Below are 15,277 nucleotides of genomic sequence, written 5' to 3'. Positions count from 1 at the left end.
GGAGCGCGACACGCAAGGAGACAAGACCATGGGTGCAGCCCTGCCTTCCACCGCCCCGCTGACCACCAGCCTGGCCGTCGGCGCGACCGACGTGCCCCTGATCGAGCAGACCCTGGGCGACTTCTTCGACGCCATGGTGGCGCGCCAGCCCGAGCGCGAGGCGCTGGTCAGCGTGCACCAGGGCCGCCGCTACACCTACCGCAGCCTGCAGGCCGAGGCGCGCCGCCTGGCCAGTGCCCTGCTGGGCCTGGGCCTGGTACCCGGCGACCGCGTGGGCATTTGGTCGCACAACAATGCCGAGTGGGTGCTGATGCAACTGGCCACGGCGCAGGTGGGCCTGGTGCTGGTCAACATCAACCCGGCCTACCGCACTTCCGAGGTGGAGTACGCGCTGAACAAGGTGGGCTGCCGGCTGCTGGTGAGCATGGCGCGCTTCAAGACCAGCGACTACCTGGGCATGCTGCGCGAGCTGGCGCCCGAGTGGCAGCGCCAGGAGCCGGGCCGCCTGGGCGCGCTGAAACTGCCGCACCTGCAGACCGTGGTGTGGATCGACGAGCCCGGCCAGGGCGCCGACGAGCCGGGCCTGCTGCGCTTTTCGGACCTGCTGGCGCGCGGCGATGCGGCCGATGCGCGCGTGGCCGAGGTGGCCGCGGGGCTCAAGGCCACCGACCCCATCAACATCCAGTTCACGAGCGGCACCACGGGCTTCCCCAAGGGCGCCACGCTCACGCACCGCAACATCCTGAACAACGGCTTCTTCATCGGCGAGTGCATGCGCCTCACCCCGGAAGACCGGCTGTGCATCCCCGTGCCGCTGTACCACTGCTTCGGCATGGTGCTGGGCAACCTGGCCTGCATCACACATGGTGCCACCATCGTCTACCCCAACGACGGGTTCGACCCGCTCACGGTGCTGCAGACCGTGCAGGAAGAGCGCTGCACCGGCCTGCACGGCGTGCCCACCATGTTCATCGCCGAGCTGGACCACCCGCGTTTTGCCGAGTTCGACCTGTCCACCCTGCGCACCGGCATCATGGCCGGCTCGCCCTGCCCGACCGAGGTGATGAAGCGCGTGGTCGAGCAGATGCACCTGTCCGAGATCACCATCGCCTACGGCATGACCGAGACCAGCCCCGTGAGCTGCCAGAGCAGCACCGGCACGCCCTTGGCCAAGCGTGTCTCCACCGTCGGCCAGGTGCAGCCGCACCTGGAAGTGAAGATTGTCAACCCCGAGACCGGCGAGACCGTGCCCGTGGGTGAGCGCGGCGAGTTCTGCACGCGCGGCTACTCGGTCATGCACGGCTACTGGGGCGACGAGGCCAAGACCCGCGAGGCCATCGACGCCGACGGCTGGATGCACACCGGCGACCTGGCCACCATGGACGCCGAGGGCTACGTGAACATCGTCGGTCGCATCAAGGACATGGTGATCCGCGGCGGCGAGAACATCTACCCGCGCGAGATCGAGGAATTCCTTTACCGCCACCCGCAGGTGCAGGACGTGCAGGTGGTGGGCGTGCCCGATGCCAAATACGGCGAGGAGCTGTGCGCCTGGATCGTGGCCAAGCCCGGCCAGCAGCTGACCGAGGAGGCCGTGCGCGCCTTCTGCAAGGGCCAGATCGCCCACTACAAGGTGCCGCGCTACATCCGCTTCGTCACGGGTTTCCCGATGACGGTGACCGGCAAGATCCAGAAGTTCAGGATCCGCGACGAGATGAAGGACCAGCTGGGCCTGGCCGAAGAAAAGACTGCTTGAAAGAGATCCGCTGCATGACCATCCTAGACACCCAATTGAACCCCCGTTCGGCCGACTTCCTGGCCAACGCGGCCGCCATGCGCACCCTGGTCGATGACCTGCGCAGCCACCTTGACAAAGTGGCCCAGGGCGGCGGCGAGGCTGCGCGCGCCAAGCACACGGCGCGCGGCAAGCTGCTGCCGCGCGAGCGCGTGCAGATGCTGCTGGACCCGGGCACGCCCTTCCTGGAGCTGGCGCCCCTGGCCGCGCTCAACATGTACAACAACGACGCACCCAGCGCCGGTCTGATCGCCGGCATCGGCCGCGTGAGCGGCGTGGACTGCATGGTCGTGTGCAACGACGCCACGGTGAAGGGCGGCACCTACTACCCGCTGACCGTGAAGAAGCACCTGCGCGCGCAGGAAGTCGCGCAGCAGAACCACCTGACCTGCATCTACCTGGTGGACTCGGGCGGCGCCAACCTGCCCAACCAGGACGAGGTCTTCCCAGATCGCGACCACTTCGGCCGCATCTTCTTCAACCAGGCCAACATGAGCGCCATGGGCATCTCGCAGATCGCCGTGGTCATGGGTAGCTGCACGGCCGGCGGCGCCTACGTGCCGGCCATGAGCGACGAGTCCATCATCGTCAAGAACCAGGGCACCATCTTCCTGGGCGGCCCGCCGCTGGTGAAGGCCGCCACGGGCGAGGTCGTCACGGCCGAGGATCTGGGCGGCGGCGACGTGCACACCCGCCTGTCGGGCGTGGCCGACCACCTGGCGCAGAACGACCTGCATGCCCTGCAGCTGGCGCGCAATGCGGTGCGCAACCTCAACAAGGCCAAGGCCGCATCGCCGGCCGACAGCGTGCCGCTGCCGCCGAAGTTCGCCAGCGAAGAGCTCTACGGTGTGATCCCGGTGGACACGCGCAAGCCCTTCGACGTGCGCGAGATCATCGCGCGCATCGTGGACGGCAGCGAGTTCGACGAATTCAAGGCGCGCTACGCCACCACGCTGGTCACGGGCTTTGCGCGCATCGAGGGCATGGCCGTGGGCATCATCGCCAACAACGGCATCCTGTTCAGCGAGTCGGCCCTGAAGGGCGCGCACTTCATCGAGCTGTGCTGCCAGCGCAAGATCCCGCTGGTGTTCCTGCAGAACATCACCGGCTTCATGGTCGGCCGCAAGTACGAGAACGAGGGCATTGCGCGCAACGGCGCCAAGATGGTCACGGCCGTGGCCACGGCCAGCGTGCCCAAGTTCACCATCATCATCGGCGGCAGCTTCGGCGCCGGCAACTACGGCATGTGCGGCCGGGCCTACAGCCCGCGCTTCCTGTGGATGTGGCCCAATGCGCGCATCAGCGTCATGGGCGGGGAGCAGGCGGCCGGCGTGCTCGCCACCGTCAAGCGCGATGGCATCGAGGGCAAGGGCGGCCAGTGGAGCGCCGACGAGGAAGAAGCCTTCAAGGCCCCGATCCGCCGCCAGTACGAAGACCAGGGCCACCCCTACTACGCCACCGCGCGCCTGTGGGACGATGGCGTGATCGACCCGGCCGATACGCGCCGCGTGCTGGCGCTGGGCCTGGCGGCCACGCGCAACGCGCCCATCGAAGACACCAAGTTCGGCCTCTTTCGGATGTAAGGACCGGTCGCCATGGCAACGAACAATCTCTCCATCAGCTACCAAGGCGCGGTGGCGCGCATCACGCTCACGCAGCCCGAGATCCGCAACGCCTTCAGCGACGAGGTCATCGCCGAGATCACCGCAGCCTTCAACGAGGTGGGCGCGCGCACCGACGTGCGCGCCGTGGTCCTGGCGGCCGAGGGCCCGGCTTTCTGTGCGGGCGCCAACCTCAACTGGATGCGCCGCATGGCCGACTACACGCGCGACGAGAACGTGGCCGATGCCGGCAAGCTCGCCGAGATGCTGCGCGTGATCTACGAGTGCCCCCAACCCACCATCGCGCGCGTGCAGGGCGATGTGTATGCGGGCGGCGTGGGCCTGGTGGCCGCCTGCGACATTGCGGTGGCGGTGGACACGGCGGGCTTCTGCCTGAGCGAGGTCAAGCTGGGCCTGATCCCCGCGACCATCAGCCCCTATGTGGTGCGCGCCATGGGTGCACGCGCTGCGCACCGCTATTTCCTCACCGCCGAGCGCTTCTCGGCCGCCGAGGCCTTGCGCATCGGCTTCGTGCACGAGGTGGTGGCGGCCGACCCGGCCTTCGTGGCATTGGATGCCAAGGTGGCCGAGCTGCTCAAGGCGCTCACCAGCGCCAGCCCCGCGGCCGTGCGTGCCTGCAAGAAGCTGGTGATCGACGTGGCCGAGCGCGAGATCAACGCCGGCCTGATCGACGCCACGGTGCAGGGCATTGCCGACATCCGCGCCAGCGAGGAAGGCCGCGAAGGCGTGCAGTCCTTCCTGCAAAAGCGCAAGCCGGCCTGGCTGGCGGGCTGACCCTACTACCCACAGGACTCCCCATGGACGCACTCTGGCTCAGCATCGTTCAGTGGCTTCACACCATCGGCCTGCACGTCGATGCCGGCACGGCCCGCGACGTGGCTGGCGGCGTGGCCCGTGCCACCCAGCAGCTCGACATGCCCGGCCTGCTGGCACTGGCCGCCGCCCTGGGCTGGGCCAGCGGCGTGCGCCTGTATGCCGTGGTGTTCATGGTCGGCGCCATGGGCTGGGCCGGCTGGATGCCGCTGCCCCCGGGCCTGGCCGTGCTGCAAAGCCCGATGGTGCTGGCGGTCAGCGGCTGCATGCTGGTGGTGGAGTTCTTCGCCGACAAGGTGCCCTGGTTCGACAGCCTGTGGGATGCCGTGCATGCGTTCATCCGCGTACCGGCCGGGGCGCTGCTGGCGGCTGGCGTGTTCGGGGCCGACAGCGCCACCATGGGACTGGTCGGCGGGCTGATGGGCGGCTCGCTCGCTGCCACCTCGCTGGCCACCAAGATGACGGCGCGCGCCGCGGCCAACACCTCGCCCGAGCCGTTCTCGAACTGGGGCCTGTCCTTCCTGGAGGACGGGCTGGTGGTGGGCGTGGTCTGGCTGGCCACGCAGTACCCCGTGACCTTCGGTGTGGTCCTGGTGGTGATGCTGGTGGTCTCGGTGCTGCTGCTGGTGGTGCTCTTCAAGTTTCTGCGCGCCGTGCTGCGGCGCTTGTCCTCTCTTTTCTCTGGCCCCGCGAAGGCGGTTTGAATCTCTATGTTCACAAAAATCCTGATTGCCAACCGGGGCGAAAACATCCGCGCAGCGGATGTTTCTGCAAATTGCATGGCACGCGCAGCGTGCGCAGGCGATCTCGCCGCAGGAGTGCGCCATGTTTAAAAAGATCCTGATCGCCAACCGCGGCGAGATCGCCTGCCGGGTCGCTGCCACTGCCCGCCGCATGGGCGTGCAGACCGTGGCGGTGTACTCGGACGCCGATGCGGGCGCCAAGCATGTGGCCGTGTGCGATGAGGCCGTGCACATCGGCGGTAGTGCGCCCAAAGAGAGCTACCTGCAATGGCAGCGCATCATCGACGCGGCCAAGGCCACGGGCGCGCAGGCCGTGCACCCGGGCTATGGCTTTCTGAGCGAGAACGAGGAATTCGCCCAGGCCTGCGCCGATGCGGGCCTGGTGTTCATCGGCCCGCCACCTTCGGCCATCCAGGCCATGGGGCTCAAGGCCGAGTCCAAGCAGCTCATGGAGAAGGCCGGCGTGCCCCTGGTGCCCGGCTACCACGGCGCCGACCAGGACCCAGCCCTGCTGCAGCGCGAGGCCGACCGCATCGGCTACCCGGTGCTCATCAAGGCCAGCGCGGGTGGCGGCGGCAAGGGCATGCGCGCCGTGGAGTCGGCGGCCGAGTTCGCCGACGCCCTGGCCTCGTGCCAGCGCGAGGCCATCAACAGCTTCGGCGACGATGCGGTGCTGATCGAAAAGTACGTGCAGCGCCCGCGCCACATCGAGATCCAGGTGTTCGGTGACACCCAGGGCAACTATGTCTACCTGTTCGAGCGCGACTGCTCGGTGCAGCGCCGCCACCAGAAGGTGCTGGAGGAAGCGCCGGCCCCGGGCATGACCGAGGCCATGCGCCAGCAGATGGGCAACGCCGCCGTGGCCGCCGCGCGCGCCGTGAACTACGTGGGCGCCGGCACGGTGGAGTTCATCGTCGAGCAGCGCGCCGACGGCAGCATGAACTTCTTCTTCATGGAAATGAACACCCGCCTGCAGGTGGAGCACCCCGTGACCGAGGCCATCACCGGCCAGGACCTGGTGGAGTGGCAGCTGCGCGTGGCATCGGGCGAGCCGCTGCCGCTGGCGCAGGACCAGTTGCGCATCACCGGCCATGCCATCGAGGCGCGCATCTGCGCCGAGAACCCCGACAACAACTTCCTGCCCGCCACGGGCGCGCTGCACGTGTACGGGCTGCCGGAGCACGTGGCCTTCGAGCGTGGCACGGTGCGCGTGGACTCGGGGGTGCGCCAGGGCGATGCCATCAGCCCGTTCTACGACTCCATGGTGGCCAAGCTCATCGTGCACGGCGACACGCGCGAGCAGGCCCTGGCACGGCTCGACGAAGCCCTGGCCCAGACCCATATCGTGGGGCTGGCCACCAACGTGCAGTTCCTGCGCCGCGTGGCGCGCACGGATTCGTTCGCCAAGGCGCAGCTCGACACGGCGCTGATACCGCGCGAGCAGGCCGTGCTGTTCAAGCGGGAAGACGTGGGCCTGCCCCTGGCGGCTGCGAGTGCCGTGGCACAGACCCTGCTGCACGAGCGCGCCGAGCAAGGTGCCGACCCGTTCAGCCGCCGCGACGGCTTCCACTCGCACGGCCTGGTGCAGCGCCGCTTCGAGTTCGAGTTCGGCGGTGAGCATGTCAAGGCCTGGCTGACCTATGGCCGCGGCGGCAGCCTGGATCTGGCCGTGGGCGAGGGCGATGCCCGCGTCGCCGGCCCGCTGGTGTTCACTGCAGTGGGCGATGCCATGGACCTGCAGTTCGCCGGCCAGCGCACGCGCGCCAGCGTCTACGCCCAGGGCGAGATGGACCATGTGTTCACGCCCGCAGGGGCCACGCAGATCGTGGCCATCGACCTGCTGGCCCACGCGGGCGAAGCGGCGGCCGAGGGAGGGCGCCTCACGGCCCCCATGCCGGGCAAGGTGGTGTCCTTCGCGGTCAAGGCCGGCGACAAGGTCGCCAAGGGCCAGGCCCTGGCCGTGATGGAGGCCATGAAGATGGAGCACACGATTGCCGCGCCCGCCGATGGCGTGGTGCAGGAACTGCTCTATGCGCCGGGCGACCAGGTGACCGAAGGGGCCGAGCTGCTCAAGCTGGCCGCTGCGGCGGCGTAACCGCACGCGGACGTGGGTTGCCAGGGCGCGGTACGCTTGCAGGCTATGAACATCACTTTTTGCTGCACCGATACCAAGGCCGAGCCCTGGCTCCAGGGCCTGCAGGCCGCTTTGCCCGAGGCCACCATTGCCGTCTGGCAGCCAGGCGCGCCCCAGGCCGACCATGCCGTCGTCTGGGCGCCGCCCCAGCAGTTTGTGGACGAGCAACCGGCGCTCCAGGCGCTGTTCAACATCGGTGCGGGCGTGGATGCGCTGCTCAAGCTGCGCCTGCCGCCCGGCATGCGCGTGGTGCGCCTCGATGATGCCGGCATGGCCGTGCAGATGGCCGAGTACGTGTGCCATGCCGTGATCCGCCACTTCCGCGAGTTCGATGCCTACGAAGCGGACATGCAGGCCGGCCGCTGGGGCTACCGCAAGCCGCGCCTGCGCAGCGAGTTCCCGGTCGGCGTGATGGGGCTCGGCGTACTGGGAGAGCGCGTGGCGCGCGCGCTCACGCAGTTCGACTTTCCGGTCAACGGCTGGAGCCGTTCGCCCAAGGCCATCGACGGTGTGCGCGGGTTCAGCGGGGCCGACGGATTCAACGATTTCCTGGGCGCGAGCCGCGTGCTGGTCAACCTGCTGCCGCTCACGCCCGATACCCAGGACATCATGGACCGCGAGACCCTCTCGCGCCTGCAGCCCGGCGCCTATGTGGTCAACGTGGCGCGCGGGGCCCACCTGGTGGAAGAAGACCTGCTGGCCCTGATAGCCAGCGGCCATGTGGCCGGCGCCACGCTGGACGTGTTCCGCAAGGAACCCCTGCCAGCGGGCCATCCCTTCTGGAACCACCCGCGCATCGTGGCCACGCCGCACACCTCGGCGCGCACGCTGCGCGAGGAGAGCATTGCACAGATCGCACGCAAGATGCTCGCGCTGCAGCGTGGCGAGGCGGTGGCGGGCATTGTGGACCCCATACGCGGATATTGAGATTCTTTCGGAGACATTCCCCATGAGCAGCAGCATCCCTTCCCGAGTCAAACTGGTCGACGTGGGCCCGCGCGACGGCCTGCAGAACGAGAAATCCCCCGTGCCCGCCGAGGTCAAGATCGGCCTGGTGCACCGCCTGCAGGACGCGGGGTTGAAGAACATCGAGGTCACGAGCTATGTCTCGCCCAAGTGGGTGCCGCAGATGGCGGACAACCACGAGGTCATGGAGGGCATCGCGCGCCAGGCGGGCATCGTCTATTCGGTGCTCACACCCAACCTCAAGGGCTATGAGGCCGCGGTGCTCGACCGGCCCGACGAGATCGTGGTCTTCGGCTCGGCCAGCGAAGCCTTCAGCCAGAAGAACATCAACTGCTCCATTGCCGAGAGCATCGAGCGTTTCGCCCCGGTGGTGGAGGCCGCACGCGCGGCCGGCATCCATGTGCGCGGGGCCATGAGCTGCACCGTGGGTTGCCCCTACGAGGGCGAGATCGCGCCCGAGCGCGTGGCCTACCTGGCCGGGCTGATGAAGGGCATCGGCGTGCAGCACGTGGGCGTGGCCGACACCATCGGCGTGGGCACGCCGCGCAAGGTGCAGCGTGCCATGGAGGCCACCTTGCAGCACTACGGCATCGACGATGTGTCCGGCCACTTCCACGACACCTACGGCCAGGCCCTGGCCAACACCCTGGCCACGCTGGAGATGGGCGTGTGGCAGTACGACACCTCGGTCGCGGGCCTGGGCGGCTGCCCGTACGCGAAGGGCGCCACGGGCAACGTGGCCACCGAGGACGTGGTCTACATGCTGCACGGCATGGGCATCGACACGGGCATCGACCTCGACAAGCTCATCGATGCAGGGGCCTACATCAGCGATTTTCTGGTCCGCAAGCCCAATTCTCGCGCGGCCAATGCCCTCCTGACCAAGCGCGCCGGCTGAATGCCAGGGCCCGGAAGGCCCGACAATGGTGGGAACAGCGGGCGGCACGGTGCCGCCCCACCATGACCAGTGCGGGAACCTTGGATATGTGCGGAGCGGAACTGAAGAACTTGCCGGAAGGCGTGCAACGGGTGGCAGCGGCGCTGCAGGCGCAGGGCCATCCCCACATGCCGCAGATGCTCGATGATGCGGCGCGCACCGCGCAGCAGGCGGCCGATGCGCTGGGCATCCTCGTAGGCCAGGTGGCCAAGAGCATCATCTTCAGGCGCAAGAGCGACGACGTGGCCGTGCTCGTGGTGACCTCGGGCGACCGGCGCGTGGACGAGAAGAAGGTCGAGGCCCATGTGGGCAAGGTCGGCCGCGCCGATGCCGAGTTCGTCAAGGCGCGCACCGGCTTTTCCATCGGCGGCGTGTCGCCGCTGGCGCATGCCACGCCGCCGGTCACGCTGATCGACCGCGACCTCTTGCGCTTCGACGTGGTCTGGGCCGCGGCCGGGCACCCGCACAGCGTGTTCCCCCTGCACCCGAACGACCTTGCGCGCCTGACCGGCGCGCCCGTGGTGGACGTGGTGCAGGAGCCTGCACCGCCTGCTGCCGCATGAACCCGGTCGAGCTGCTGGCCGAACGTGCGTGCCAGATCGGGGCGGCCGGGCACTTCGATGCCTGCAGCGCCGAGCCCGTGCCCTCGCCCTGCATCTCGGTCTGCCGCATGTCGGTCGACCGCAGCCACTGCGAGGGCTGCTTTCGCACGCTCGACGACATCCGCATCTGGAGCGGCGCCGACAGCGCCGCGCGCCGCGCCATCTGGGCGCAGTTGCTGCAGCGCGCAGGCATCATCGTCCACCCCGAGGCATCGCCATGAAACGCATCACCTTCTACCTGGACTTCATCTCACCCTATGCCTGGCTGGCCTTCGAGCGCCTGCCCGAGGTGCTCGAAGGGCTGAGCTACAGCGTGGCCTACAAGCCTGTGCTGCTGGGTGCCCTGCTGGCCCAGCATGCCAACCCGGGTCCGGCCGGCATCGCCCCCAAGCGCGACTGGACCTACCGCCATGTGAGCTGGCTCGGCCATGCCCACGGCATCGGCCTGCAGATGCCGGCGCGCCACCCCTTCAACCCGCTGCCGCTGCTGCGCCAGGCGCTGGCCTGCAGCGAGGACGGCCACATCAACCGCTACGTGGCCGGCACCGTGCTGCGCCATGTCTGGCAGGGCGGCGAGGATGCGCTCGATGCCGGGCGCATGGCCGCCCTGGCAGTGGCACTGGCCGAGCAGCAGCGCCCCGGCCAGGACATCGCCAGCGAAGGCCCCAAGGCGCTGCTGCGCGCCAACACCGAGGCCGCGCAGGCGGCGGGCGTGTTCGGCGTGCCCGCCTTCGAGGTGGATGGCAAGCTGTTCTGGGGGCTCGACGGCCTGCCCATGCTGCGCGCCTACCTCGATGGCGATGCCTGGTTCGATGGGCCTGGCTGGGATGGGGTGCGCGCTGTGCCATCTGGCCTCGCAGCCAAGGGCTGATGGCGGTGCGGTGGCTGGTGGCTTCCTGACAACGCGCCCGCCCGCCTGCTGGGGTAAATACTGCCCTCCGCAGCGACCTTCCCGCATCCTGAAAGCGATCGCAAGGGTTTCACCCTAAGTTGTCAGAGCGCGGTCAGTTTGGTGAAAGGCCGTGTTGGTTTCGCGTCAGAGCGTGGTCAGTGCCATCTCCAAGAATGTGGGCAGCCGCACCAGAGCGCGGTCTGACACATCACACAGGAGACAAACCATGGCAACCCATCCCGCACCGCGGCCGATGACCGCCGAAGAAAAGAAGGTCATCTTCGCTTCGTCGCTCGGTACCGTTTTCGAGTGGTACGACTTTTATCTGTACGGCTCGCTGGCAGCCATCATTGCCAAGCAGTTCTTCAGCGGTCTGGATGCGGGCGCGGCCTTCATCTTCGCGCTGCTGGCGTTTGCCGCGGGCTTCCTGGTGCGGCCTTTCGGTGCCATCGTGTTCGGCCGCCTGGGCGACATGATCGGACGCAAGTACACCTTTCTGGTCACCATCCTGATCATGGGCCTGGCGACCTTCATCGTCGGCCTGCTGCCCAGCTACGCCACCATCGGCGTGGCGGCGCCCATCATCCTGATCGCCCTGCGCATGCTGCAGGGCCTGGCGCTCGGCGGTGAGTACGGCGGTGCCGCCACCTACGTGGCCGAGCATGCCCCGCACGGCAAGCGCGGTGCCTACACCTCCTGGATCCAGACCACGGCCACGCTGGGCCTGTTCCTGAGCCTGCTGGTGATCCTGGGCGTGCGCCTGAGCCTGGGCGAGGCCGTGTTCCAGGACTGGGGCTGGCGCATTCCGTTCCTGGTGTCCATCCTGCTGCTGGGCATCTCGGTGTGGATCCGCCTGTCGCTGTCCGAATCGCCGGCCTTCCAGAAGATGAAGGCCGAGGGCAAGACCTCCAAGTCGCCCCTGTCCGAGTCCTTCGGCCAGTGGAAGAACCTGAAGATCGTGATCCTGGCGCTGGTCGGCCTGACCGCCGGCCAGGCCGTGGTCTGGTACTCGGGCCAGTTCTATGCGCTGTTCTTCCTGACGCAGCAGCTCAAGGTGGACAACACCACCGCCAACCTGCTGATCGCCGCCGCCCTGCTGCTGGGTACGCCCTTCTTCGTGGTGTTCGGTGTCCTGTCGGACAAGGTCGGCCGCAAGCCCATCATCATGGCCGGCTGCCTGCTGGCCGTGGTGACCTACTTCCCCGTGTTCAAGGCGCTGACCGAAGCCGCCAACCCCGACCTGGCAAAGGCCCAGGCCACGGCCGGCGTGGTGGTGACGGCCGACCCGGCGTCTTGCTCCTTCCAGGGCAATCCGGTGGCGCGTGAGATCGACTTCCGTACCTCCTGCGACATCGCCAAGCGCTACCTGGTGCAGAACTCGGTGAGCTACGACAACGTGGCCGGCCCCGCAGGCTCGCCCGCCGTGGTCAAGATCGGCAACAAGACGGTCGAGGCCCCCACCGGCAATGTGGTGAACCTCAAGTTCGACGAAGCATCCGCCAAGGCCATCGCGGCCTTCAAGAAGGAAGTGGCCGAGGACCTGAAGGTCGCCGGCTACCCCGCCAAGGCCGACCCCGCCAAGACCAACAAGGTCCTGACCGTGGTGCTGCTGTTCTGGCTGGTGCTGCTGGTGACCATGGTGTACGGCCCCATTGCCGCCATGCTGGTGGAAATGTTCCCGACCCGCATCCGCTACACCTCGATGAGCCTGCCTTACCACATCGGCAACGGCTGGTTCGGCGGCCTGCTGCCGACCACGGCCTTCGCCATCGTGGCCCAGACCGGCAACATGTACAACGGCCTGTGGTACCCCATCATCATCGCGGGCATGACCCTGGTGATTGGCACGCTCTTCATCCGCGAGACCAAGGACGTGGACATCTACGCCAACGACTGACGATCACGGCAACTGCGACCAGTGCCCGCCTCCCCCGGGGTGGGCACTGTGTTCCAGAAAGAGGCCTCGCAGCGCCATGCGGAGCTGCGAGGCCTCTTTGTTGAACAAGCAAGCAATCAATCAACCCCCAAAATTCAGGAGATATGAGCCATGTGGAAGATCGTTGTCGGATTCGTACTGTTCGCGGCCCTGTCGCTGTTCGTCATCATGAAGGCAGGTGACAAGGTGGACATGGGCGGCGAGCAGCACGGCGGCGATTCCCTGCATGTGCCCGCCGCACCCGCTTCGGGCGCCAGCGCAGCGCATTGACCCCGACTGTCGAAGAGGTGTGCCCCTAGCGCCGCCGTGCAAGGGCCGCCCCGGCGCGGGGGCGGCGTCCGCCCGGACTCGCGTAGCGCCTCAGGGGGCTATCGCTTGAATCGCCCGTCGGGGCCGATGATGGAGAGGTCCGAGAAATCCAGGCCTGAATGGTCGGCGGCGCTGAAGGACAGCGTCAGGCCGCCCATGTCCCAGTTGCGGATGCCTTCCAGGCCCGCATGCAGCTTGGCGCGGTCGGGCTTGGGGCCGGCGCGTTTGAGGCCTTCGACCAGCACCTTGGCACTCACGAAGCCTTCAACCATGGCGGGCGTGAGGTCGGCGACACCCCCGGCCTTGGCCAGGTCCATGGCTTCCTTGATGAGCGCATAGTTCAGCGAGCGCTCGGAGGGGAAGACCTGTGTCACCACCACGCCGCGTGCGCTGTCGCCCAGGGCCTTGACGAATCCGCCCGAGGCGTTGTTGGACAGGGTCACGATCTGCCCGGTGACGCCCGCGGCGCGCAGCGCCTTGATGCCATCGACCACGGCCGCGCCGGTGCCGATGAAGATCACCGCCTGCGGCTGCTTTTGCGCCACGCGCGGGGCGATGGCGGAGTAGTCGGGCTTGGCGCGGTCGAACTTCTCGACGAACAGGGCGTCGATGCTGTTCGCCTTGAAGCCGGATTGCGCGCCCGCCAGGCCGTCGGCGCCGAAGGTGTCGTCCACGTGCACCACGCCGATCTGCTTGATGCCCAGGGTGTTGAGGTGGGTGATGGCCTTTTCCACCTCGCGCTGGTAGGTGGCGCGCACGTTGAACACGTATTTCAGCACCGGCTTGTGCAGCACCATGGCGCCGGTCGATGGCCCCACCAGGGCCACGCCATGCTGCTCCAGCACCGGCACGATGCCCTGGGTGTGGGGCGTGCCGCGCGTCATGAACAGGCCGATCACGCCCTTTTGCTCGATCAGGGTGCGCGTGTTCTCCAGCGTGAGCTTGGGGTCGAACTTGTCGTCGAGCGTGATGACTTCGACCTTCTGCCCGCCAACGCCTCCGCGCGCATTGATGTGGTCGATGTAGAGCGAGGCGCCCTTCATGGACTCCTGCACCGTGGCGGCGGCCGATCCGGTCACGCCCACCGTCTGGCCGATCAGGATCTGCGCCTGCACGGCGCCACCCATGGCCAGCAGGACGAGGGCGGCACTGGCGGTGAGGGAGTGGATGGCGGCGACGTGCTTCATGCGGACCCTGTCGAAGGTGGTTGGCAGTGTGGGGCGAAGGTGTGACAAATGGTAGCCAGAAATGGGCGATGGGCGCCACCCCTGTAGACGTGTTTACCGGCGGAATTTGCCGTCGGTGCCGATGATGGACAGGTCGGCGAAGTCCAGGCCCGTGTGGTCGTCGGGGCCGTAGCTCAGCTCCAGCCCGCCCAGGTCGAACTTCTTGATGCCCTCCAGCGCCACCTGGATCTTCTCGCGCGTGGGCTTGGGGCCGGCGCGCCGCAGGCCTTCGACCAGCACCTTGGCGGCGGCAAAGCCTTCGAGCATGGCGGGGCTGATCTCGGCCACGCCCTTGGCCTTGGCCAGTTCCTGCGCCTCCTTGACCATGCCGTAGGTCACGGCACGCTCATTGGGGTAGACCTGGGTCACGATCACGCCGCGGGCATTGGCGCCCAGGCTCTTGATGAAGCCGCCCGAGGCGTTGTTGGACAGGGTCACGATCTGCGCACCCGAGCCCGCTGCACGCAGTGCGTTGCCGGCATCCACCACGGCCGAGCCCGAGGCGACCATCAGCACGGCCTGCGCCTGGGCCTTGGCGACCTTGGCGGCAATGGGTGCAAAGTCCGGCTTGGCGCGGTCGAACTTCTCGAGCACCACCGCGGTCAGCTTGCTGGCGGCCAGGCCCTTCTGGGCGCCCGCCACGCCATCGGCGCCGAAGCTGTCGTCCGCATACATCACCGCGATGCGGGTGATGCCCATGGAGGCCAGGTGGGTCATGGCCTTTTCGGCTTCGCGCTGGTAGGTGGCACGCACGTTGAAGATGTTCTTGCGCACCGGCTGGTGCAGCACCATGGCCCCCGTCGAGGGGCCCACCAGGGCCACGCCGTGCTTGTCCAGCAGCGGAATCATGGCTTCGGTATGGGGTGTGCCACGCGTGAGAAACATGGCCAGCACGTTCTTGTCCTCGATCAGCACGCGTGCGTTCTCGCCCGCCAGCTTGGGGTCGAATTTGTCGTCCATGGAGATGAGTTCGATCTTCTGGCCGTTGACGCCTCCCTTGGCATTGACGGCATCGATGAACAGCTTGGCGCCGTCCGAAGTTTCCTTCACGCCGGCCGCCACCTGGCCCGAGTAGCCTGCCGTCTGCCCGATCAGGATCTGGGCATGGCCCGTGCCGCACAGTGCAGCCGCCAGGGCGGCCGCAGTCCCCCATTGTTTCCATGTGCTGTTCATGGTTGTCTCCTTGAATTATCTGGTTACTCTAAACAGATGTTCCTTCTTTGCGAACCGGCATAACCCGACGCGGTGACAGGACTTGTCAGCAGGGCGCTTTCAGGGGCTATTGAGGCGTGGCCAGACGAG

General features: G+C 67.7%; 14 protein-coding genes. 12 read left to right on the top strand and 2 right to left on the bottom strand.

Annotated elements, in window-relative coordinates; genetic code table 11:
• Positions 1–28: 28 nt before the first annotated feature.
• The 12 genes from AC07X5_RS08455 to AC07X5_RS08400 all read left to right on the top strand — a co-directional run bounded on the left by AC07X5_RS08455 (position 29) and on the right by AC07X5_RS08400 (position 12,710).
• Positions 29–1,756, top strand: coding sequence for an AMP-binding protein (locus AC07X5_RS08455; protein WP_494769760.1), 1,728 nt, complete (start codon positions 29–31; stop codon positions 1,754–1,756).
• Positions 1,757–1,770: 14 nt separating this feature from the next.
• On the top strand, positions 1,771–3,378 hold the full coding sequence (locus tag AC07X5_RS08450) for a carboxyl transferase domain-containing protein (RefSeq protein WP_494769759.1): 1,608 nt from the start codon (positions 1,771–1,773) through the stop codon (positions 3,376–3,378).
• Positions 3,379–3,390: 12 nt separating this feature from the next.
• A complete protein-coding gene (locus tag AC07X5_RS08445) occupies positions 3,391–4,191 on the top strand; it encodes an enoyl-CoA hydratase/isomerase family protein (protein ID WP_494769758.1) in 801 nt (266 codons plus the stop codon).
• A gap of 23 nt (positions 4,192–4,214) precedes the next feature.
• A complete protein-coding gene (locus tag AC07X5_RS08440) occupies positions 4,215–4,934 on the top strand; it encodes a DUF4126 domain-containing protein (RefSeq protein ID WP_494769757.1) in 720 nt (239 codons plus the stop codon).
• A gap of 121 nt (positions 4,935–5,055) precedes the next feature.
• On the top strand, positions 5,056–7,068 hold the full coding sequence (locus AC07X5_RS08435) for an acetyl/propionyl/methylcrotonyl-CoA carboxylase subunit alpha (RefSeq protein WP_494769756.1): 2,013 nt from the start codon (positions 5,056–5,058) through the stop codon (positions 7,066–7,068).
• Between the two features lie 45 nt (positions 7,069–7,113).
• Positions 7,114–8,034 carry a 2-hydroxyacid dehydrogenase gene (locus tag AC07X5_RS08430; protein ID WP_494769755.1) on the top strand — a complete coding sequence of 307 codons (921 nt, stop codon included), beginning with the start codon at positions 7,114–7,116 and terminating at the stop codon, positions 8,032–8,034.
• A 22-nt stretch (positions 8,035–8,056) separates the two neighbouring features.
• Positions 8,057–8,971 carry a hydroxymethylglutaryl-CoA lyase gene (locus AC07X5_RS08425; RefSeq protein WP_494769754.1) on the top strand — a complete coding sequence of 305 codons (915 nt, stop codon included), beginning with the start codon at positions 8,057–8,059 and terminating at the stop codon, positions 8,969–8,971.
• An 86-nt stretch (positions 8,972–9,057) separates the two neighbouring features.
• Positions 9,058–9,573 (top strand): YbaK/EbsC family protein, encoded by a 516-nt coding sequence (locus AC07X5_RS08420; protein ID WP_494769753.1) that lies wholly within the window; start codon positions 9,058–9,060, stop codon positions 9,571–9,573.
• Positions 9,570–9,833 (top strand): DUF1289 domain-containing protein, encoded by a 264-nt coding sequence (locus tag AC07X5_RS08415; RefSeq protein ID WP_494769752.1) that lies wholly within the window; start codon positions 9,570–9,572, stop codon positions 9,831–9,833. Before AC07X5_RS08420 ends, AC07X5_RS08415 begins: the two co-directional genes overlap by 4 nt.
• Positions 9,830–10,483 (top strand): 2-hydroxychromene-2-carboxylate isomerase, encoded by a 654-nt coding sequence (locus tag AC07X5_RS08410; protein ID WP_494769751.1) that lies wholly within the window; start codon positions 9,830–9,832, stop codon positions 10,481–10,483. The genes AC07X5_RS08415 and AC07X5_RS08410 overlap by 4 nt, the downstream gene beginning before the upstream one ends.
• Before the next feature lie 247 nt (positions 10,484–10,730).
• Positions 10,731–12,401, top strand: a complete 1,671-nt coding sequence (locus tag AC07X5_RS08405) for an MFS transporter (protein WP_494769750.1) — start codon at positions 10,731–10,733, stop codon at positions 12,399–12,401.
• A gap of 150 nt (positions 12,402–12,551) precedes the next feature.
• On the top strand, positions 12,552–12,710 hold the full coding sequence (locus AC07X5_RS08400; RefSeq protein ID WP_007858372.1) for a hypothetical protein: 159 nt from the start codon (positions 12,552–12,554) through the stop codon (positions 12,708–12,710).
• 98 nt (positions 12,711–12,808) lie between these two features.
• Here AC07X5_RS08400 and AC07X5_RS08395 read toward each other — a convergent pair whose 3' ends face one another.
• Positions 12,809–13,936: an ABC transporter substrate-binding protein gene (locus AC07X5_RS08395; protein ID WP_494769749.1), complete on the bottom strand. Its 1,128-nt coding sequence runs from the start codon at positions 13,934–13,936 to the stop codon at positions 12,809–12,811.
• A gap of 93 nt (positions 13,937–14,029) precedes the next feature.
• Positions 14,030–15,148, bottom strand: coding sequence for an ABC transporter substrate-binding protein (locus AC07X5_RS08390; RefSeq protein ID WP_494769748.1), 1,119 nt, complete (start codon positions 15,146–15,148; stop codon positions 14,030–14,032).
• Positions 15,149–15,277 lie beyond the last annotated feature (129 nt).

It is taken from the genome of Acidovorax sp. GW458-11-26-14-TSB4, assembly GCF_059423865.1.
The sequence above is the reverse complement of the archived record's forward strand: the minus strand, read 5'-3'. Positions and strand labels throughout refer to the sequence as shown.